The organism is Streptomyces odontotermitis (assembly GCF_050510915.1).
GTDB lineage: Bacteria > Actinomycetota > Actinomycetes > Streptomycetales > Streptomycetaceae > Streptomyces.
The window spans coordinates 790,355-807,709 of sequence record NZ_JBNJLS010000001.1 but is presented as its reverse complement, the minus strand read 5'-3'; the positions used below and the strand labels follow the sequence as shown (position 1 = coordinate 807,709).

16 protein-coding genes and 1 pseudogene are annotated in these 17,355 nt (G+C 71.8%); 5 read left to right on the top strand and 12 right to left on the bottom strand.

Features of this window, described 5'->3' with window-relative positions; translation table 11 throughout:
• Positions 1-13: 13 nt before the first annotated feature.
• On the bottom strand, positions 14-979 hold the full coding sequence (locus ACQB60_RS03755; protein ID WP_496924334.1) for an ACP S-malonyltransferase: 966 nt from the start codon (positions 977-979) through the stop codon (positions 14-16).
• Between the two features lie 89 nt (positions 980-1,068).
• Complete coding sequence (locus ACQB60_RS03750) at positions 1,069-2,298, bottom strand: PucR family transcriptional regulator (protein ID WP_384830973.1); 1,230 nt, start codon at positions 2,296-2,298, stop codon at positions 1,069-1,071.
• Between the two features lie 59 nt (positions 2,299-2,357).
• On the opposite strand from ACQB60_RS03750, the gene ACQB60_RS03745 reads away from it, so the two are divergent.
• Positions 2,358-3,032, top strand: a complete 675-nt coding sequence (locus ACQB60_RS03745; protein WP_496924333.1) for a pirin family protein — start codon at positions 2,358-2,360, stop codon at positions 3,030-3,032.
• 55 nt (positions 3,033-3,087) lie between these two features.
• Here the strand turns inward: ACQB60_RS03745 and ACQB60_RS03740 are convergent, their stop codons facing one another.
• Together ACQB60_RS03740 and ACQB60_RS03735 are read right to left on the bottom strand one after the other, a co-directional pair.
• On the bottom strand, positions 3,088-3,909 hold the full coding sequence (locus ACQB60_RS03740) for a serine hydrolase domain-containing protein (protein WP_496924332.1): 822 nt from the start codon (positions 3,907-3,909) through the stop codon (positions 3,088-3,090).
• Positions 3,910-3,926: 17 nt separating this feature from the next.
• Complete coding sequence (locus ACQB60_RS03735; RefSeq protein WP_496924331.1) at positions 3,927-4,421, bottom strand: GNAT family N-acetyltransferase; 495 nt, start codon at positions 4,419-4,421, stop codon at positions 3,927-3,929.
• Positions 4,422-4,515: 94 nt separating this feature from the next.
• Between ACQB60_RS03735 and ACQB60_RS03730 the strand changes: the two genes are divergently transcribed.
• Positions 4,516-5,004: a MerR family transcriptional regulator gene (locus ACQB60_RS03730; RefSeq protein ID WP_496924330.1), complete on the top strand. Its 489-nt coding sequence runs from the start codon at positions 4,516-4,518 to the stop codon at positions 5,002-5,004.
• 6 nt (positions 5,005-5,010) lie between these two features.
• Positions 5,011-6,051, top strand: a complete 1,041-nt coding sequence (locus ACQB60_RS03725; protein ID WP_496924329.1) for an aldo/keto reductase — start codon at positions 5,011-5,013, stop codon at positions 6,049-6,051.
• A 44-nt stretch (positions 6,052-6,095) separates the two neighbouring features.
• Here the strand turns inward: ACQB60_RS03725 and ACQB60_RS03720 are convergent, their stop codons facing one another.
• The 7 genes from ACQB60_RS03720 to ACQB60_RS03690 all read right to left on the bottom strand — a co-directional run bounded on the left by ACQB60_RS03720 (position 6,096) and on the right by ACQB60_RS03690 (position 14,048).
• Entirely contained in the window at positions 6,096-7,382 is a 1,287-nt protein-coding gene (locus tag ACQB60_RS03720; RefSeq protein ID WP_496924328.1) for an acyltransferase family protein, read from the bottom strand.
• A 17-nt stretch (positions 7,383-7,399) separates the two neighbouring features.
• The gene (locus ACQB60_RS03715; protein WP_496924327.1) at positions 7,400-8,479 is read right to left on the bottom strand and encodes an alpha/beta hydrolase; all 1,080 of its coding nucleotides are present in this window, start codon (positions 8,477-8,479) and stop codon (positions 7,400-7,402) included.
• A gap of 286 nt (positions 8,480-8,765) precedes the next feature.
• The gene (locus ACQB60_RS03710; RefSeq protein WP_384830950.1) at positions 8,766-9,443 is read right to left on the bottom strand and encodes a response regulator; all 678 of its coding nucleotides are present in this window, start codon (positions 9,441-9,443) and stop codon (positions 8,766-8,768) included.
• Positions 9,440-10,840 carry a sensor histidine kinase gene (locus ACQB60_RS03705; protein WP_496924326.1) on the bottom strand — a complete coding sequence of 467 codons (1,401 nt, stop codon included), beginning with the start codon at positions 10,838-10,840 and terminating at the stop codon, positions 9,440-9,442. The genes ACQB60_RS03710 and ACQB60_RS03705 overlap by 4 nt, the downstream gene beginning before the upstream one ends.
• A gap of 94 nt (positions 10,841-10,934) precedes the next feature.
• A complete protein-coding gene (locus ACQB60_RS03700) occupies positions 10,935-11,816 on the bottom strand; it encodes a DUF4429 domain-containing protein (RefSeq protein WP_496924325.1) in 882 nt (293 codons plus the stop codon).
• A gap of 75 nt (positions 11,817-11,891) precedes the next feature.
• The gene (locus tag ACQB60_RS03695; RefSeq protein WP_496924324.1) at positions 11,892-13,100 is read right to left on the bottom strand and encodes an alpha/beta hydrolase; all 1,209 of its coding nucleotides are present in this window, start codon (positions 13,098-13,100) and stop codon (positions 11,892-11,894) included.
• A 267-nt stretch (positions 13,101-13,367) separates the two neighbouring features.
• Positions 13,368-14,048 (bottom strand): TetR/AcrR family transcriptional regulator, encoded by a 681-nt coding sequence (locus ACQB60_RS03690; RefSeq protein ID WP_496924323.1) that lies wholly within the window; start codon positions 14,046-14,048, stop codon positions 13,368-13,370.
• A gap of 235 nt (positions 14,049-14,283) precedes the next feature.
• On the opposite strand from ACQB60_RS03690, the gene ACQB60_RS03685 reads away from it, so the two are divergent.
• On the top strand, positions 14,284-15,771 hold the full coding sequence (locus ACQB60_RS03685; protein WP_496924770.1) for an MFS transporter: 1,488 nt from the start codon (positions 14,284-14,286) through the stop codon (positions 15,769-15,771).
• A 230-nt stretch (positions 15,772-16,001) separates the two neighbouring features.
• Positions 16,002-16,400, top strand: a complete 399-nt coding sequence (locus ACQB60_RS03680; protein WP_496924322.1) for a peptidase inhibitor family I36 protein — start codon at positions 16,002-16,004, stop codon at positions 16,398-16,400.
• A gap of 217 nt (positions 16,401-16,617) precedes the next feature.
• On the opposite strand, the pseudogene ACQB60_RS03675 reads toward ACQB60_RS03680, so the two are convergent.
• Positions 16,618-17,337, bottom strand: a pseudogene (locus ACQB60_RS03675) (potassium channel family protein); the annotation flags it as partial.
• Positions 17,338-17,355: the final 18 nt, after the last annotated feature.

Here is a 17,355-nt window from a genome sequence, read left to right as displayed (position 1 = left end):
TTCCGGCTCCTTGTCAGGCTCCCGCCGCGGCGGCGGCGGATGCGTCGTCGGATGCCTCGGCGGTCTCGGCGATGAGCGCGCGGGCGGCGTCGAGGTCGTCGGGGGTCTTGAGTGCGAGGGTCTTGACGCCCTTGAGGGCCCGCTTGGCGAGACCGGTCAGGGTGCCGCCGGGGCACACCTCGATGAGCGCCGTGACGCCCATCTCCTGGAAGGTCTCCATGCACAGGTCCCAGCGGACCGGGCTGGCGACCTGGCCGACCAGGCGGGACACGACCTCGGCACCGCTCGCGACGGCGCGGCCGTCACGGTTCGAGACGTAGGTGAGCTTCGGGTCCGCGGGGGCGAGCTCCTTGGCCGCCGCCTCCAGGGTCGCCACGGCCGGGGCCATGTGGTGCGTGTGGAACGCGCCCGCGACCTTGAGCGGCACGACCTTGCGGACGCCCTCGGGCTTGTCCTCGACCAGCGCGGCGAGCTGCTCGGCGGTGCCGGCGGCGACGATCTGGCCCGCGCCGTTCACGTTCGCGGGGGTCAGGCCGAGCTTCTCCAGGTGCGGGACGGTGACGTCCGGGTCGCCGCCGAGCAGCGCGGCCATGCCGGTCTGCGTGACGGCGGCGGCCTCGGCCATGGCCAGACCGCGCTTGCGTACGAGTCCCAGGGCCGCGTCGTCCGTGAGTACGCCGGCCCACGCGGCGGCCGTGATCTCGCCGACGCTGTGCCCGGCGACGGCGCCCGGGGCGTGCTCGGCGAGGGTGTCACTGAGTGCCCCGGCGGAGAGCAGACCGGCGGCGACCAGCAGGGGCTGGGCCACGGCGGTGTCGCGGATGGCGTCCGCGTCGGCCTGCGTGCCGTAGTGGGCGAGGTCGAGACCGATGGCGTCGGACCACGCGGCGAGGCGGTCGGCGGCGCCGGGGAGGTCGAGCCAGGGGGTCAGGAAGCCGGGCGTCTGAGCGCCTTGGCCGGGAGCGACGAGTACGAGCACTCTCACACTCTCTCTTGTGGGCGGTGGGACCCGCCCGTGGGGACAGGGACGAAGAACGGCTGGGGGAATTGTAGGTCCCCGACAAAATGCTACGGCTGGGGATCCCCGTCGGCCAGACGTCCCAGGATCAGCGCGATCCGCAGCGTGAACGCGGAGCGCACATCGGACGGCGACCATCCGGTGACGTCAGTCACACGTCGAAGCCGGTAGCGCACGGTATTGGGATGCACAAAGAGCATCCGGGCCGCCCCTTCGAGGCTGCTCGCCTGCTCCAGGTACACGCTGAGCGTCTCCAGGAGCGCGGAGCCCGCCTCCTCCAGCGGTCTGTAGATCTCCTCCACCAACTGTTCCCTGGCGGAGGGATCCCCGGCGATCGCGCGCTCCGGCAGGAGATCGTCCGCGAGCACCGGGCGCGGGGCGTCCTGCCAGGCTGCGCACGCCTTGAGCCCGGCGGCCGCGGCCTGCGCGGACCGGGTGGCGGCGAGCAGGTCGGGAACGATGGGCCCGGCCACCACGGGCCCGGCCGCATACGGCCCGATCAGGGACTTCGCGACGTGCAGCGGGTTGTCGTTGCCGCCCGCGATGACGACGAGCCGGTCGCCGAGCACCCCCGTCAGGACCTGCAGCTTGGCGTGGCGCGCGGCCCGGCGGATGGCCTCCACGGTCAGCTCGCTGTCGCCGTCCGGGGCGGTGCCGAGCACCACGCACACATGCTCCGGTGAGTTCCAGCCGAGTGCGGCGGCCCGGGACACGGCGCCCTCGTCGGCCTCGCCCGACAGCACGGCGTTGACGACCAGGGACTCGAGCCGGGCGTCCCAGGCGCCGCGGGCCTCGGCGGCCTGCGCGTACACCTGCGCCGTCGCGAAGGCGATCTCGCGGGCGTAGACGAGCAGCGCCTCGCGCAGCACCGATTCGTCACCGGGTGCCGCGACCTCGTCGATCGCGGACTCCATGACCTCGATCGTCGTACGCACCATCTCCACGGTCTGGCGCAGCGTGATCGCCCTGGTCAGCTCGCGGGGCGCGGTGCCGAAGACATCGGTGGAGATCGCCTGGGGGGCGTCCGGGTGCCGGAACCACTCGGTGAAGGCGGCGATACCGGCCTGCGCGACCAGGCCGATCCAGGAGCGGTTCTCCGGTGGCATGGCCCGGTACCAGGACAGGGTCTCGTCCATGCGCGCGATGGCCTGCGCCGCGAGGCTGCCGGACGACTTCTCGAGGCGCTTCAGGGTCGCGGCGTGCGGGTGGGCGGAGCGGTGGGCTGCCGGTCCGTCCGGGGTGGACTCCTGGTGGGCTTCGTTCGCAGAGGGTTCGGGCACGGGGACAAGACTGCCTTATCCGGACGGTGCTGTGCGGGGCCGGGTCTACCGTGGGGTGCGTGATTGAAGTACGTCGCTCCGGCGACCGGTACCGCGGCGGCGAGACGGCGGCCGGAATCGAGTCCCTCCACGCCTTCTCCTTCGGGCCGTACTACGACCCCGACAACCTCCGCTTCGGCGCGATCCTGGCCTGCAACGAGGAGCGGCTCGCCCCCGGCGCGGGCTTCGACGAGCACCCGCACAGCCACACCGAGATCGTGACCTGGGTCGTCGAGGGCGAGCTGACGCACCGCGACTCACAGGGGCACGAGTCGGTGGTCGGCCCCGGCGACGTGCAGCGGCTGAGCGCGGGCGGCGGCGTCCGCCACGTCGAACGCAACGACGGCGACCGCCCGTTGACCTTCGTCCAGATGTGGCTGTCCCCCCTCGCACCCGGCGGCGAACCGCACTACGAGATCGTCCGCGGCATCGCCGACTCCACCCCGTACGCCGTCCCGGCCGCGGGCGCCCTGCTGCACCCCCGCCGCCTCGCCCCGGGCGAGCGCACCGCGCTCCCCGACGCCCCTTTCGTCTATGCGCACGTGGTGCGGGGCGCGGTGGCGCTCGGCACCTCGCTCGACGGCGACCTGCTTGAGCCCGGCGACTCGGCCCGCATCACCGACGCCGAGGGCCTCGCGGCGGTGGCGACGGGCGGCGGCCCGGCGGAGCTGCTGCTCTGGGAGATGACGGGCTGAGGCCGACGGTGGGTCCGAGGTCCGAGGTCCGGGCGTCTGGGGATGGGGCGGGGGCTCAGCCCCGCAGCTCGGCGAGCACCGCGTCGGTGAACGCAGGCCACACCTCGGCCGCCCACGGCCCGAACGCCCGGTCCGTGAGCGCCACGCACGCGGCCCCCGCGTCCGGGTCGATCCACAGGAACGTCCCGGCCTGCCCGAAGTGCCCGAACGTCCGCGGCGACGAGGAACTCCCCGTCCAGTGCGGCGACTTGGAGTCCCGGATCTCGAAGCCGAGCCCCCAGTCGTTCGGATTCTGGTGCCCGTACCCCGGCAGCACGCCCTTGAGGCCCGGGTGCACCACCGACATCGCCTCGGCCACGGTCCGCGGGTCGAGCAGCCGGGGCGCCTGCACCTCGGCCGCGAACCGCACCAGGTCGTCGACGCTCGACACCCCGTCCTTGGCGGGCGACGCACCGCCCTCCAGCGAGGTCGAGGACATCCCCAGCGGCTCGAGCACCGCCTGGCGCAGATACTCCGCGAAGGAGATGTCCGTCGCCTTGGCGAGGTGATCCCCGAGCACCTCGAACCCGGCGTTCGAGTACAGCCGCCGCGTGCCCGGCTCCGACATCACCCGGTGCTCGTCGAAGGCGAGCCCGCTGGTGTGTGCCAGCAGATGACGGACCGTCGACCCCTCGGGGCCGGCCGGCTCGTCCAGCTCGATCGCACCCTCCTCGTACGCGACGAGCGCCGCGTACGCCGCGATCGGCTTGGTCACCGAGGCGAGGGCGAACCGCTGTCCCGTGGGTCCACGGCTGCCGACGACGGTTCCGTCCGCGCGGACGACGGCGGCGGCCGCGGTCGGTACCGGCCAGTTCTCGATCAACGCCAGGCTCTGCATGTCCCCGAGCCTAAGCCTTAGAAGTTCAGCCGCATCGAGGGGTCGGGCTTGCGGACGAAGCCGAGCGAGGCGTAGAGCGGCTCCGCCTCGGTCGACGCGTTCAGATCGATGCTGGGCACCCCCTGCTCGCGAAACCAGTCGAGCACCGCCTCCATGCAGGCCCGTGCGTATCCGCGCCGCCGCTGATCGGGATCGGTCGCCACGCTGAACACGTGCCCGAGCTTGCCGTGCGGGTTGCCCGCGCGCCCGATGCGGTACTCGACGGTCCCCGCGACCAGCGCCGCCAGGACCCCGGGCCGCTGCGGATGGTCGATCACGAACGCCACGAACTCCCCGTCCCCGTCGGCCAGTCGGCGCCGCACCGTGGTCAGCGACTCCGCGTGCCAGTCCGTGGAGCCGTCCGCGGCGAAGACCGAGTCGATCATCACCTGGCGCAGCCTGAGCACCTCCTCGGCGTCGTCGGGCGTGGCCCGCCGGACGGGAACCGGGGTGGTGTCGCGTGAGTGGCTCATGGTCGGCACCGTAGTGACCGGGCCGTGAGACGTCCTCCCGATTTCCCCGAACCCTCTTGCTTGGAGTGCACTCCAAGGCTCTAGCGTGACGGTCATGACGGTGATGGAGAGCCTCGCAGCAGCCACGCCCGCCCCGGGACCGGCCACGCCCACCACGGTCGACGCCTGCGCCGCGGAGCCCGCACCGCACCCGCGCCCGGACGGGCAGGACCACTACACGATCAGCGAGGTGGTCGCCTACACCGGTCTGACCGCGCACACCCTGCGCTGGTACGAGCGGATCGGGCTCATGCCCCACGTCGACCGCTCGCACACGGGCCAGCGCCGCTACCGCAACCGTGACCTCGACTGGCTGTCCCTCGTCGGCAAGCTCCGGCTGACCGGCATGCCCGTGGCGGGCATGGTCCGCTACGCCGAGCTGGTCCGCGAGGGCCCGGACAACTTCGCCGAACGGCACGGCCTCCTCGAAGAGACCCGGCACCACGTCCGCGCGCGGATCGCCGAACTCCAGGACGCGCTCGCCGTGCTCGACTACAAGATCAACATCTACGCTGGCGCCGAGCAGGCACCGGAGAGGCACTGACCACCGATGACCGCTGAGCGGAACACCACGGACGCGACGGCCCCCATCCCCACCGCACGCCTCGGCGCGGGCGGCCCCGAAGTCGGCGTCCAGGGACTCGGCTGCATGGGCATGAGCTTCGCCTACGGCCCCACGGACGCCGACGAGGCCCGCGTCACCCTGGAGCGCGCGCTGGAACTCGGCGTCACCTTCTACGACACCGCCGACGCCTACGCGGCCGGAGAGAACGAGAAGTTCCTCGCCCCCTTCCTCAAGGCCCACCGCGACGAGGTCGTCCTCGCCACCAAGTTCGCCCTCGCCATCGACCCGGACGACTCGACGAAGCGCATCATCAGGAACGACCCGGACTACATCCGCGCCTGCGTCGACGCCAGCCTGCGCCGCCTGGGCGTCGAGGCCATCGACCTCTACTACATGCACCGCCGCGACCCGAAGGTGCCGATCGAGGAGACGGTCGGCGTCATGGCCGAACTCGTCGCCGCGGGCAAGGTCAAGCACCTCGGCCTCAGCGAGGTCACCGGCTCCGAACTGCGCGCCGCCCACGCCGTGCACCCCATCGCCGCCCTCCAGTCGGAGTGGTCGCTCTTCAGCCGCGACATCGAGCGGGGCGTCGTACCGGCCGCGGCCGAACTGGGCGTCGCCCTCGTCCCGTACTCGCCGCTCGGCCGTGGCTTCCTGACGGGCTCGTTCATCAGCGCCGACAAGGAGCTCGGCCAGGACGACTTCCGCCGCCAGCAGCCCCGCTTCACCGGCGACAACGCCCTCGCCAACGTGGCTCTCCTGGACCCCGTCCGCACCGTCGCCGAGGCGCACGGAGCGAGCCTCGGCCAGATCGCCCTCGCCTGGGTGCAGCAGCAGGCCGACATCCACCAGCTCCCGGTCATCCCGATCCCCGGCACCCGCAAGCGCACCCGCGTCGAGGAGAACACCGCGGCCACGCGCATCCGGCTCACCGACGCCGAGCTCTCGGCGCTCGCCCCCATCGCCTCCCAGGTCGCGGGCGACCGCTACGCCGACATGACGTTCACCTCGGCCGGACGCGAGTAGCACAGCGGACGGGAGCCACCCGCCGGGCTCGCGGAACACGCTGGTCACGCAAGCCCCAGCGCGAACACCGCGAACCCGGCGGCGAGCAGCGCGGCGAGCGCCCGCCGCGCGTGCGTCGCACGCTTCCAAGGGCCCTCGAAGCCGCGTGCGTACCGCCCTATCAGGATCAGCAGACCCGCGAAGACCGGGAGCCAGAGCAGCCGCGCGAGTATCCAGCCGAGCGTGTCCGGGCCGCTGGTCAGGCCCGGCACCGCGCCGAACACCGCCCCCGGCACGGCCGCGGCCAGCAGCGCCGTCTGATGCCAGCAGAGGATCGTCATCGCCGACAGGTTGATGACGACCACCGGCGCCCACAGCAGCGGCCTGCGCAACAGCCGGCCGATCCGGTCGCGCAGCAGGATCGCCGCCCCGCTCTGTGCGGCCGCGAGGGCGAGGACGAGGAGCGACGGCGGATGCGAGTTCGTCCGGACCTCGCCCGGGACGCCGACCATCGACGCCGGGTAGTGGCAGACGAGCAGCAGCGCCGCGAACAGCGCCGTGCCCCCGACGAGCAGCAGCCAGGCGCCGCGCCTGCCGAGCCTCTTCTCGCCCCAGCTGACGCCCAGTTGGTAGGCGAACAGCCAGCCCGGCAGGAGATTCAGAAAGCTGAGCCACGAGGGCATCGCGGCGGCGAACGGGCCGTACCGCAGGAAGTCGACCACGGCGACCGAGCCCAGCAGGGGCGCGGCGGCCCAGCCCTCGAATCTCCGGGCCGCACGGATGCACCAGGGCGTGAGCGCGGTGATCACCGTGTACACGCCCACGAACCACAGGGGTTGTATCACCAGCGTCGAGGCGGTCCGCAGCGTCGTGCCCGGCACCCCCAGTGTGTGGAGCACCGGCAGCAGTGCCGCCCACACCGCCGTCACGCCGAGCACCGGACGGCCGAGGCGGACGAGTCGCCCGCGCAGCCAGCGGCCCGTGGACTCACCACGCGCCGTCGCCCTGCGGTACGACAGCGTGGCGGCGTACCCGCCGACGAGGAAGAAGATCCCCAGCATCTGCAGCACCCAACTCAGGGGCGCGAAGAAGCCGAACGAGGCGAGCGGACTCGTGTTGTGCAGGGCGCCGCCCGGGTCGCGGGTGAAGCCGCCGAGCATCCAGTGCCCGATCGGCACGGCGAGGAGGGCGAGCGCCCGGAGTCCGTCCACGGCCCGGTCGCGGTGCGCGGGCGTCTTCGCCTCTATGGCCGCGGCTGCCGTGCGCAGGGCGCCCCTCGGACCGGTCTTGCCCTGGGGGCCCGGCTTGGTGCGGACGTCGGCTCTGGTGTCGCGCTCGACGGTGGCGTTCATCGAAGTTCTCCGGTGGGTCAGGGGCCCACGGGGACGGAGGAGCCGTCTCCCGTGGCGATGTCGGTGAAGGCCCGCAGCGAGTCGGTGCCGGGGGCGAAGTAGCCGGTGTGGCCTCGGGCGTCCTCGGCGGGCACCCGGTGGGCGCCGAAGGCCGGGTCCGTCGGGTCCTCGCCGTGGCCGAGCCCGAACAACTCGACGTTCGGCACCTTGGCGATCCAGTCGCTGTCGTCCCGGGCGGCCCAGACGCGGGCCGTCGTGTGCAGTTCGGCCACGCTGTCCGCGCGCATGCCGGGGGAGCCGAGCACCACCAGGTCGGCGGCGGGCAGCCGGGGCGCGGCCAGGCCGCACACCACCGAGCCGTAGCTGTGGCAGAACACGGCGGGCCGGGGCGCGCCGGACGCGGTCAGACCCTGGACGAAGCGGGCGAGCCGCGGGGCACCCGCCTCCGCGAGCCGCCCTGTCGCCGCGTCCGGGCCCAGGCCGACCGGGGTGGTGTAGCCCACCCACGCCACCACGGCCGTGCGGTCGCCCGCCTGCGCGTGCAGGGTGCGGGCCATGCCGGCCGGGGTGCCGTACACATCCGTCGTCCGGTCGAAGGAGTCCAGGTCGATGTCCGAGCCGGGGACGACGACGGACACGTGCTCGGCGCGCTCCAAGTCCCCGTACACCTCGGCCACTTGGCCCCGCGCGCGCGGGTCGAAGGCGAGTATCCGGCGCCCTGGGCGCAGCAGTTCCTCGTAGCGCTCCACCTGGGCGCGGGCGTGCTCGTGGTCCTGGAGGGTCAGCCCGGGGTCGGTCGCCCGGCTCTGCTCACGCGCGCGCTCCTTCTTGAGCGCAAGGGAGTTGGCCTCATATCTGAGGGCTGTCGGGACGCCGTCCAGGTTTCCGACGACCGAGGGATGCCGCCGCACCAGGGAACGCCGCTGTGCGGGGCTCAACGCGTCGAAGAAGCGGGCGACTCGGTCCGGGGTGGCCGTCTCCGGATCCGGCAGCTCACGGCCCAGCGCATGGTCCGCGCGCCAGGAACTCGTGCCCGGCGGCGGGCCCGTCAGCGGCTCTTGCTCATTGCCGACGGTCCAGCCCGCCGTGCCCGCCACGATCGTCGTGGTGAGCGCCGCCGCGACCAGTGTCCGCCTGCCGCGGCCCCTCCACGAGGTCCGTGACGGGCGTGACGTCCGCGAAGTCCGCGAAATCCGCGGTGCTCGTACGGTCTTGGCTTTCCCGGACTGACGGCGCATGGCTCGTCTCCCTCCCTGCTGCGTGGCGCGCTGTGGCCTGACGCAGCGAAAGGTAGGAAGACGATCTGTCGCGGCACGTCACACCGCGGAGCCAACTCTCAGCTGATACCGGGGTATCCGGGACTCATACCGGAGTAGGGGGTGGCTACTGCCCGCCCGGCGTGACCAGGCCCGATTCATACGCGAAGATCACGGCCTGGGCGCGGTCGCGCAGATCGAGCTTGGCGAGGACCCGCCCGATGTGGGTCTTCACCGTCTGCTCGGCGAGGATCAGGCGCTCGGCGATCTCCTGATTGGACAGGCCCCGGGCGATCAGCTCCAGCACCTCGGTCTCACGCGGCGTCAGACCGTTGAGCCGCAGCGCCGGGTCCTTGCGCAGGGGTGGCTTGCGCTGGGCGATGTCCGCGATCAGACGTCGCGTCACCGAGGGGGCGAGCAGCGCCTCGCCGGCCGCCACCACCCGTACCGCGGAGATCAGATCGGCGGGCGGGGCGTCCTTGAGCAGAAAGCCGGAGGCACCGGCGCGCAGCGCCTCGTACACGTAGTCGTCGGCGTCGAAGGTGGTGAGCATCAGGACCTTCGGCAGGTGCACCACGCCGGGCGGCGGGTCCAACAGGGCGCGGGTCGCGGCCAGTCCGTCCATCTCCGGCATGCGGACGTCCATCAGCACCACGTCGGGGTGCGTGCTGCGGCTCACCTCGACGCCCTGTTTGCCGTCCGGCGCCTGGCCCACGACGTCGATGTCGCTCTGCGCCGACAGCAGCGCGGCGAACCCCGCCCGCACCATGGCCTGGTCGTCGACGATGATCACGCGGATGGTCATGCGGTGCCGGAGTCCTTTTCGAGGAGGGGGAGTCGGGCCGCCACTCGGAAGCCGCCGTCGGGCAGCGGGCCGACGTCGACCGTGCCGCCGACCAACCGTACGCGCTCCTTCATGCCGACGAGCCCGTGACCGGTGCCGTCGCCCTCCAGCGGGGCGGGCCGCTCCGTCGGCGGGCCGTTGACCACGAGAATCAGGAGGCGGTCGGCGTCCAGGGTGAGCGTGATCTCCGTGCGGGCACCGGGGGCGTGCCGGATCACGTTCGACAGGGCCTCCTGGACGATGCGGTACGCCGACAGGTCCACGGCCGGGGAGACGTCGGCCAGCTGTCGGAGCACCGCGAGCTCGGGGCGCGACAGATCGACCGGGATGCCGGCCCGCACGGTCGCCTCCACCAGGTGCGGCAGCCGGTCGAGCCCCGGCTGCGGGGCCAGGTCGCCCGCGGCCTCCTCGCTGCGCAGCACGGCCAGCAGCCGCCGCATCTCCGTGAGGGACTCACGGGCGCTCGCCGCTATGCTCTCGAACTCCGCGCGGACCGGGTGGGGCAGACCGTCCAGACGGTAGGGCGCGGAGTCCGCCTGCACGGTGATCACGGACATGTGGTGGGCGACGACGTCGTGCAACTCCCGGGCGATGCGCGCCCGTTCCTCCAGCAGCGTGCGGCGGGAGCGCTCGGCCTCGCTGATGGTCTCCTGCTCGACGAGTCTGCGCTCGGCGTCACCGCGCTCCCGCAGGGTGCCGGAGACGAGGAGAGCGACCCCGCTCAGCACGAAGAGCAGCAGATTGATGCCGTCACTCCGCTCGCCCGAGACCAGCTCGAAGAGGAGCCCGGCGGCCCCGGTGGCGAACCACACGGTGAACAGCGTGCGGCGCCTCTCGCGCAGGCCCAGGAGGACCATGAGGAGCAGGTAGCCGACCACCACCATGGGCGTCCAGGGCCAGGACCGGCCGTCCAGACCCGGGGCATTCATGATCAGGAAGCCGCCCAGGACATCGGCGGCGAAGACGATCCGCCAGGCCAGCAGCGGCTGGGTCAGAGCGAGGAGCAGCGGCAGGGACTGGGCCGAGGCCAGGGCGCCCGCGATCGCGCCGTTGACCTTGTAGTCCTGCGTCAGGACCGTCACCGTGACGGGGAGCAGTGCGAGGGTGAAGCCGAGCACGATCACGTACGGCAACAGGCGCACCCACCGCTGCTGCGCCCGCGCGAGCAGGGGCTCGGAGCGGACCGGGGGTGCTGCCAGGGCGGCGCCCAGCGCGCCCAGTCCCTCGCGGAGGGCGGTGGCGGCATGCCGTCGGGCGGCCCGGGCCCCCTCCGGCTCGGACGCCGGCGGGGCGGGGTCGTGATCGTGGTTGCTGTCGTGGTCGGGGCCGTGCCCGCGAGGTGTCGATGTGCTGCTCATGGCGTGATCAGACTAGGCATGAACCGCCCGGCCCGCCGTCATACCGGAGAGCCGGACCCGACCCCCTACCCAGGTATGAGCCAGGTAGGAGCACTCACAGCTCGGCGAGCAGCTCGGCCTTCTTCGTCGTGAACTCCTCGTCCGTGAGCAGCCCCGCCTGGTGCAGCTCGCCCAGGTGCCGGATGCGCTCGGCGATGTCCGCGGGGTCGCGGCGCACGGCCGGGGTGGCACTCGGGACCGTGCTCGCGCCGGGCGTCAGGGCGGGGCCACAGGTCCGCACCGCCGACAGCACCGACGCCGCGAACGGCAGCGACTCGTGGACCGGGCCGTAGCCGAGGCCGAAGACCACGGCCGCCGGGTCCTGGTCCGCCTGCGCGGCCTGGCCGCCGGCCGGAGTCTCGCGGGGCAGCAGCCGCAGATGCCCCTCGAAGACCTCGGGCGAGCGCCACTCGATGCCGCTGATGTCGGTGACCAGGAAGTTCTGGTCACCGGCCTTCCACTTCGCCGAGGAGGCGCCGGTCCAGAACCAGCGGAAGCTCACCGACTTGCCGTCGAAGGACGCCTTCCCGTCGTACGCCTTGAACTGCAGCGGAGCCTCCGGCGCGGTCACCAGATAGCGGTCCGTGGGCTCGGAGCTCCCGGGCGGGAGCTGGGCCCGCAGCTCGTCGGCGTAGTACTCGGCGAGGGTCTCCCGCTCGGCGGGCAGCACCAGGCGGTAGGGGTCGCAGCCGTCCTTGAGCTGTCCGGCCGCGGCCTCCATCAGCGGATCCGCTCCCGGTCTCGGCACGGCGTGCAGGACGACCGTCCCGCGCTTGCCGGGCGTGAGCGTCACCGCCGCGATCGCCTCGAGGGGGATGCGGCGTTCGCCGAGCGCCTGGAAGAGCTTCGGCGTGCGGATTCCCCGTTCGAAGCGGATGAGCACGGAGTCGGACTCGAACTCCCAGGCGGCATGAAATCCGGCCAGTACGTCACCCATGCGGCTCATCGTAGGCGGCACGCGCGCCTCCGTCCCTCCTGCGGCGGGCCGCTGTTTCATCGATTTCTACGCGCGTCAGGCCGCAGACCCACCGGACAAACCCTCCCGGCAGGCGTCATCCCTGCTCGCGCACTGCACGGAGTCGTAGGAACCGGTGCCGATCTCGGCGAAGTTGGTGAGGCTTTCCGTGCCCGGCGTGAAATAGCCGGTGTGGCCGACGGCGCCCGTCGCGGACAGCACCCGCGCGCCGAAGCCGTCGGACACGGGGTCGGCACCGTGTCCGAGCCCGCCGACCTCCATGTTGGGCACGTCCGCGATCCAGTCGTCGCCGTCGCGGGTGGCCCAGATCCGTGCGTGCGTGCCCAGCTGGGAAGCCTTGTCGGCGCGCATGCCGGGGCTGCCGGCGACGGCGATGTCCTGGACCCGGGACGGGAGTCGGTGCGCCGCGACACCGCAGACCACGGAGCCGTAGCTGTGGCAGTAGAGCGCGACGGGGGAGCGTCCGGGCAGCGCGCGCACCAGGGCGTCGAGGCGCACCGAGCCGTCGTCGGCCCGCATCGCCGTCGCGGCGTCCACACCGATGCCGACGGGCGCCGTGTAGTCGGCCCAGGCGATCACGGCCGTACGCGTGCGCGGGCTGGCCTCGCGCTCCGCGGCGTACAGCGCCTTGGCCATGCCCACCGGGGCGGTGTACTTGCGGTACGTCCGCTCGAAGGTGAGCAGATTGGTGTCGACGCCGGGCACCACGACGGAGACCCGGTCGGCCTTGTCGAGGTCCCCGAAGACCTCGGCCATGCGCCCGGACCCCATGGGATCGAAGGCGAGCACGTGGCGTTCGGGGCGCATCATCACCCCGAACCGTTTCATCCTGCGCTCCGCCTCCTGCTGCCCCAGGGGTGAGAGCCGGTCGTCGTGCATGTGCCGACGCTCGATCTTGCGGGCCTGGCCCAGGGCGACGCGGTTCGCGCGGTAACGCAGGTCTACAGGGGCGCCGTTCATGTTGCCGACAGCCAAGGGGTAGCGGTCGACGAGCCGGGTGCGCTGCTGTGCGGTGAGCGTCGCGAAGAAGCGGGCGAGGCGGTCCGCGGGGCCGTGGGGGTCGGGCAGCGCGCGCCCGTCTATGTGGCCCCGCTCCCAGGCGGAGAGCGTGGCTTCGAGCGGGGACGCCACGCCTCTGTGGCGCACTGCTGTCCAGCCGGTGGTCGCCAGCATGACGAACACGACGGCGAGGGCGAGCAGGGCGCGCCAGGCGTTGAGTTGGGGAGAGGAGTCGAAGGAAGTCACTACGGGACACCCTAGGAGAACCGTGAGGCCCGCCGTGCAGGGGGTGAGGCAGATCACGTTTCCCATAGGGTAATTGCGGCAAACCGGGCGCACCTGCAGCCACTTGTTCACGCTCCGTAGAGGGTGCGCGACTGGGGTTTCTCTCGGTAACAGTTGACTCCTGGTGTGAATCCGCTCGCTCAACGCGACTGCGCACGCAGAGGAGTTGATCGACTACAGGAGTGGCGCCCGTCGGGGCTGCCGGTCACCTCATGCGCGGACCGTCGGTCACCTCGTGCGCCAGCTCTTCGCCAACGCGGGCTCCAGATGGTCGAGGTAGTCCTCCGTGACCGCGCGCAGCGACTCGACGCTGACGTCCCCGCCGGCTCCCCACAGGCGCCCCGTCACCCGCATCACCCCGCCGAACGCGGCGACGGCCACGCGCGGGCGTGGGTCCGTGTCCACGTCCAGGCCCTCGCGCGCGGCGATGACCCGGGCCATCTCCTCCTCCATGTCGATGGCGCGGCGCAGATAGATCGCGAGCAAGGAGGGGGTGGATTCGATCATCTGGTAGGTGCGCATGTGGAGTTCGACCGGGACGACCTCTTCGATGGAGTCGCTGAGCGCGTCCCACGCGCCGATCACGGCTCCGCGCATGGCGGTGAACGGCGCCTCGTCCGCGGGGCGTTGGCGCAGCGCCTCGACGAACTTCCGCTCCACCATCTCCTGGACGGCGAAGGCGGTGTCCTGCTTGCTGGTGAAGTACCGGAAGAACGTGCGCTGCGAGACCTCGACGGCGTCGACGATCTCGTCGACGGTCGTCTCCTCGTACCCCTTGGTCGTGAAGAGTTCGAGGGCCGCGCGCAGTAGTGCGTCACGGGTGCGCTGCTTCTTGCGCTCGCGCAGCCCGGAGGGGGCGGAGGTGACGGCCTCCTCGGCGGGGCTCGTCGCTGACTGCTCGATCCTCACACCACGGCCCTCGTCTCGACTGTTTTCGCAGTTCACCTTACCTGTGAGCTAGGTGACAGCTACAGACTAGTGAAATGAATTGTCAACTGTCAGCGGCTGTCACTAGCCTCGGCGCATGACTAGTCAGATCACTGTCGACAAGGCGGACAGGGTCCCGGAGCCCCCGCCCGCTCCGGCGGCCAAGGGGCTGCGTGGCCACCCTTGGCTGACACTCTTCTCCGTCGCGATCGGCGTGATGATGGTGGCCCTGGACGGCACCATCGTGGCGATCGCCAACCCGGCCATTCAGAAGGACCTCGACGCGAGCTTCGCCGACGTCCAGTGGATCACCAACGGCTACTTCCTCGCCCTCGCGGTCACGCTGATCACCGCGGGCAAGCTCGGCGACCGGTTCGGCCACCGTCAGACCTTCCTCATAGGCGTGGTCGGATTCGCCGCCGCCTCGGGGGCGATCGGCCTGTCCGACAGCATCGCCCTCGTGGTGACCTTCCGGGTGTCCCAGGGCCTCTTCGGTGCGCTCCTGATGCCCGCCGCGCTCGGCCTGCTGCGGGCCACCTTCCCGGCCGAGAAGCTGAACATGGCCATCGGCATCTGGGGCATGGTGATCGGTGCCTCCACCGCCGGCGGCCCCATCATCGGCGGTCTGCTCGTGCAGCACGTCAGCTGGCAGTCCGTGTTCTTCATCAACGTGCCGGTCGGCATCATCGCGCTCGTCCTCGGCCTCGTGATCCTCAAGGACCACCGCGCGGAGAACGCCCCCAGGTCGTTCGACCTCCCCGGCATCGCGCTGCTGTCCGGCGCCATGTTCTGCCTCGTCTGGGCGCTCATCAAGGCTCCGGCGTGGGGCTGGGGCGACGGGAAGACCTGGATGTTCCTGGGCGCCTCGGTGGTCTGCTTCCTGGTCTTCGCCCTCTGGGAGTCGAAGGTCAAGGAGCCGCTGATCCCGCTGGCACTGTTCCGCTCCGTGCCGCTGTCGGCCGGTGTGGTCCTCATGGTGCTCATGGCCATCGCCTTCATGGGCGGCCTGTTCTTCGTCACGTTCTACCTGCAGAACGTGCACGCCATGAGCCCGGTCGACGCGGGCCTGCACCTGTTGCCGCTCACCGGCATGATGATCGTGGGCTCGCCGCTGGCGGGCGCGGTGATCACGAAGTTGGGCCCGCGCGTCCCGCTGGCCGGGGGCATGCTGCTGACGGCCGTCGCGATGTACGGCATGTCCACGCTGGAGACCGACACCGGCAGCGGCGTCATGTCCATCTGGTTCGCCCTCCTCGGCCTCGGCCTGGCGCCCGTCATGGTCGGCGCGACCGAAGTCATCGTGGGCAACGCCCCGATGGAGCTCTCCGGCGTCGCGGGCGGACTCCAGCAGGCCGCCATGCAGATCGGCGGCAGCCTCGGCACGGCGGTGCTCGGCGCCGTGATGGCCTCGAAGGTCGACAACGACCTCGGGGGCAACTGGGCGGACGCGGGGCTCCCGCCGCTCAAGCCCGAGCAGCTCGACCAGGCGTCGGAGGCCGTCCAGGTCGGCAGCGCCCCGGTGCCGCCGCACACCCCGGCCGGAATCGCCGAGAAGATCACGGGCGTCGCGCACGACACCTTCATCTCCGGCATGAGCATGGCCTGCCTCGTCGCGGCGGGCGTCGCGGTCGTGGCGATCCTCGTCGCCCTGCTCACCAAGCGCGGGACCAACGCCGAGGCGGGCGCGGGGGCGGCGCACATCTGACCCCCACGTCAGGCGCGCATCTGGCCCCACGTCAGGCGCGCATCTGACCTCCACGTCAGCGGCTGGAAGCCACCTCTCAGGGAAAGCCCCTCCGGGTCAGCTCGGGGGGCTTTCGCCTATCCGGGTGACGCACATCCGTACCCCTTCCGATCGGACGTCGCGGCGGGCCACAGTGCTGACACGGGCCTTCGCGCTCGCAACTGATCTGCACGACACGGGGGTTGATGCACATGCGTACGACCATGTCCGCGGCCATGTCCGCGGCCATGTCCGCGACGGTGGCCGCGGCCGCGCTCACCGCGGTGATCCTCACGCCGGGCCATGCGGGAGCCGCCGCGCCGCCGACACTCGGAGGGTGCGGTCCGGGCGAGCTCTGCCTCTGGGAGAAGGCCGGGTTCAAGGGGGCACGGCAGGTGTACGAGCTGGCCGGGACCGATGTCGAGAGCTGTGTCGCGCTGCCGGAGGGGGGCAGCGCGCAGGCTCTCGCCAACCGCACCGGTCGGCCCGTCACCACCTATCAGTCGGTGGAGTGCGCGGAGACCGGGGAGTTCGACACCTATCCGGGCGGCGGCACCTGGACGCCCCAATCGCCCTACCGCGTGCGGGCGTTCAAGGTCTGGGAGAGCTGAAAGAACCGCGTCAGGCCGGCCCACCGAGCGGCTCCGCCCCCGTGGCGGAGCCCTCGACGGCCGGCCCGTGGGGAACGGGGTGGGGAACGCCTCCGGAACCTCCGAGACCTCCGGTACCTCTGGGTCCTCCGGTACCTCCGGTACTTCCCGTACCTCCGGTAGTTCCCGTACCTCTGAGCCCTCCCGCCACTCCGGCCGCAGAGCCCGACCCCGACTCACCCGACAGCGCCGTCACTTGGGCCCGCAGGGCCCGCACCTCGGCCGTCAGCGCCTCGATCGCCGCCGTCTGACGCCGCTCCTCGACATCGTCCTTCTCGAACCGCGCGATGAACCAGGCCGCGATGTTGGCCGTGACCACACCCAGCAGGGCGATGCCCGAGAGCATGAGCCCGACCGCCAGGATCCGGCCGAGCCCGGTCGTCGGCGCATGGTCGCCGTAGCCGACCGTCGTCATGGTCGTGAAGGACCACCACACCGCGTCACCCAGCGTCTTGATGTTGCCGTTGGGCGACTCCCGCTCCACCGAGAGGACCGCCAGTGAGCCGAACATCAGCAGGCCGACCACGGCCCCCGCCACATACGTCGTCAGCTTGATCTGCGACGCCATCCGGGCCCGCCGCCCGACGAGCATCAGCGTGGAGACGACCCGCAGCAGCCGCAGCGGCTGGAGCATCGGCAGGATCACGGCACAGAGGTCGAGCCAGTGGCTGCGGATGAAGGCCGTGCGGTGCTCGGTGAGGGAGAGTCGCACCAGATAGTCGGTGGCGAACAGCCCCCACACGCCCCACTCCACGACGGCGCATGTCGTCGCCACCGGACTGGCCGCGTCGGGCGCCACGATCGGCACGGCGTAGGCGACGGCGAATGCCACCGCGAGCGCGAGGAGCGGGCGTTGGGTGCGCCGCTCCCAACGGATCTGTGCGGGTTGTTCCTTCATGGGCGCATCGTAGGAAAC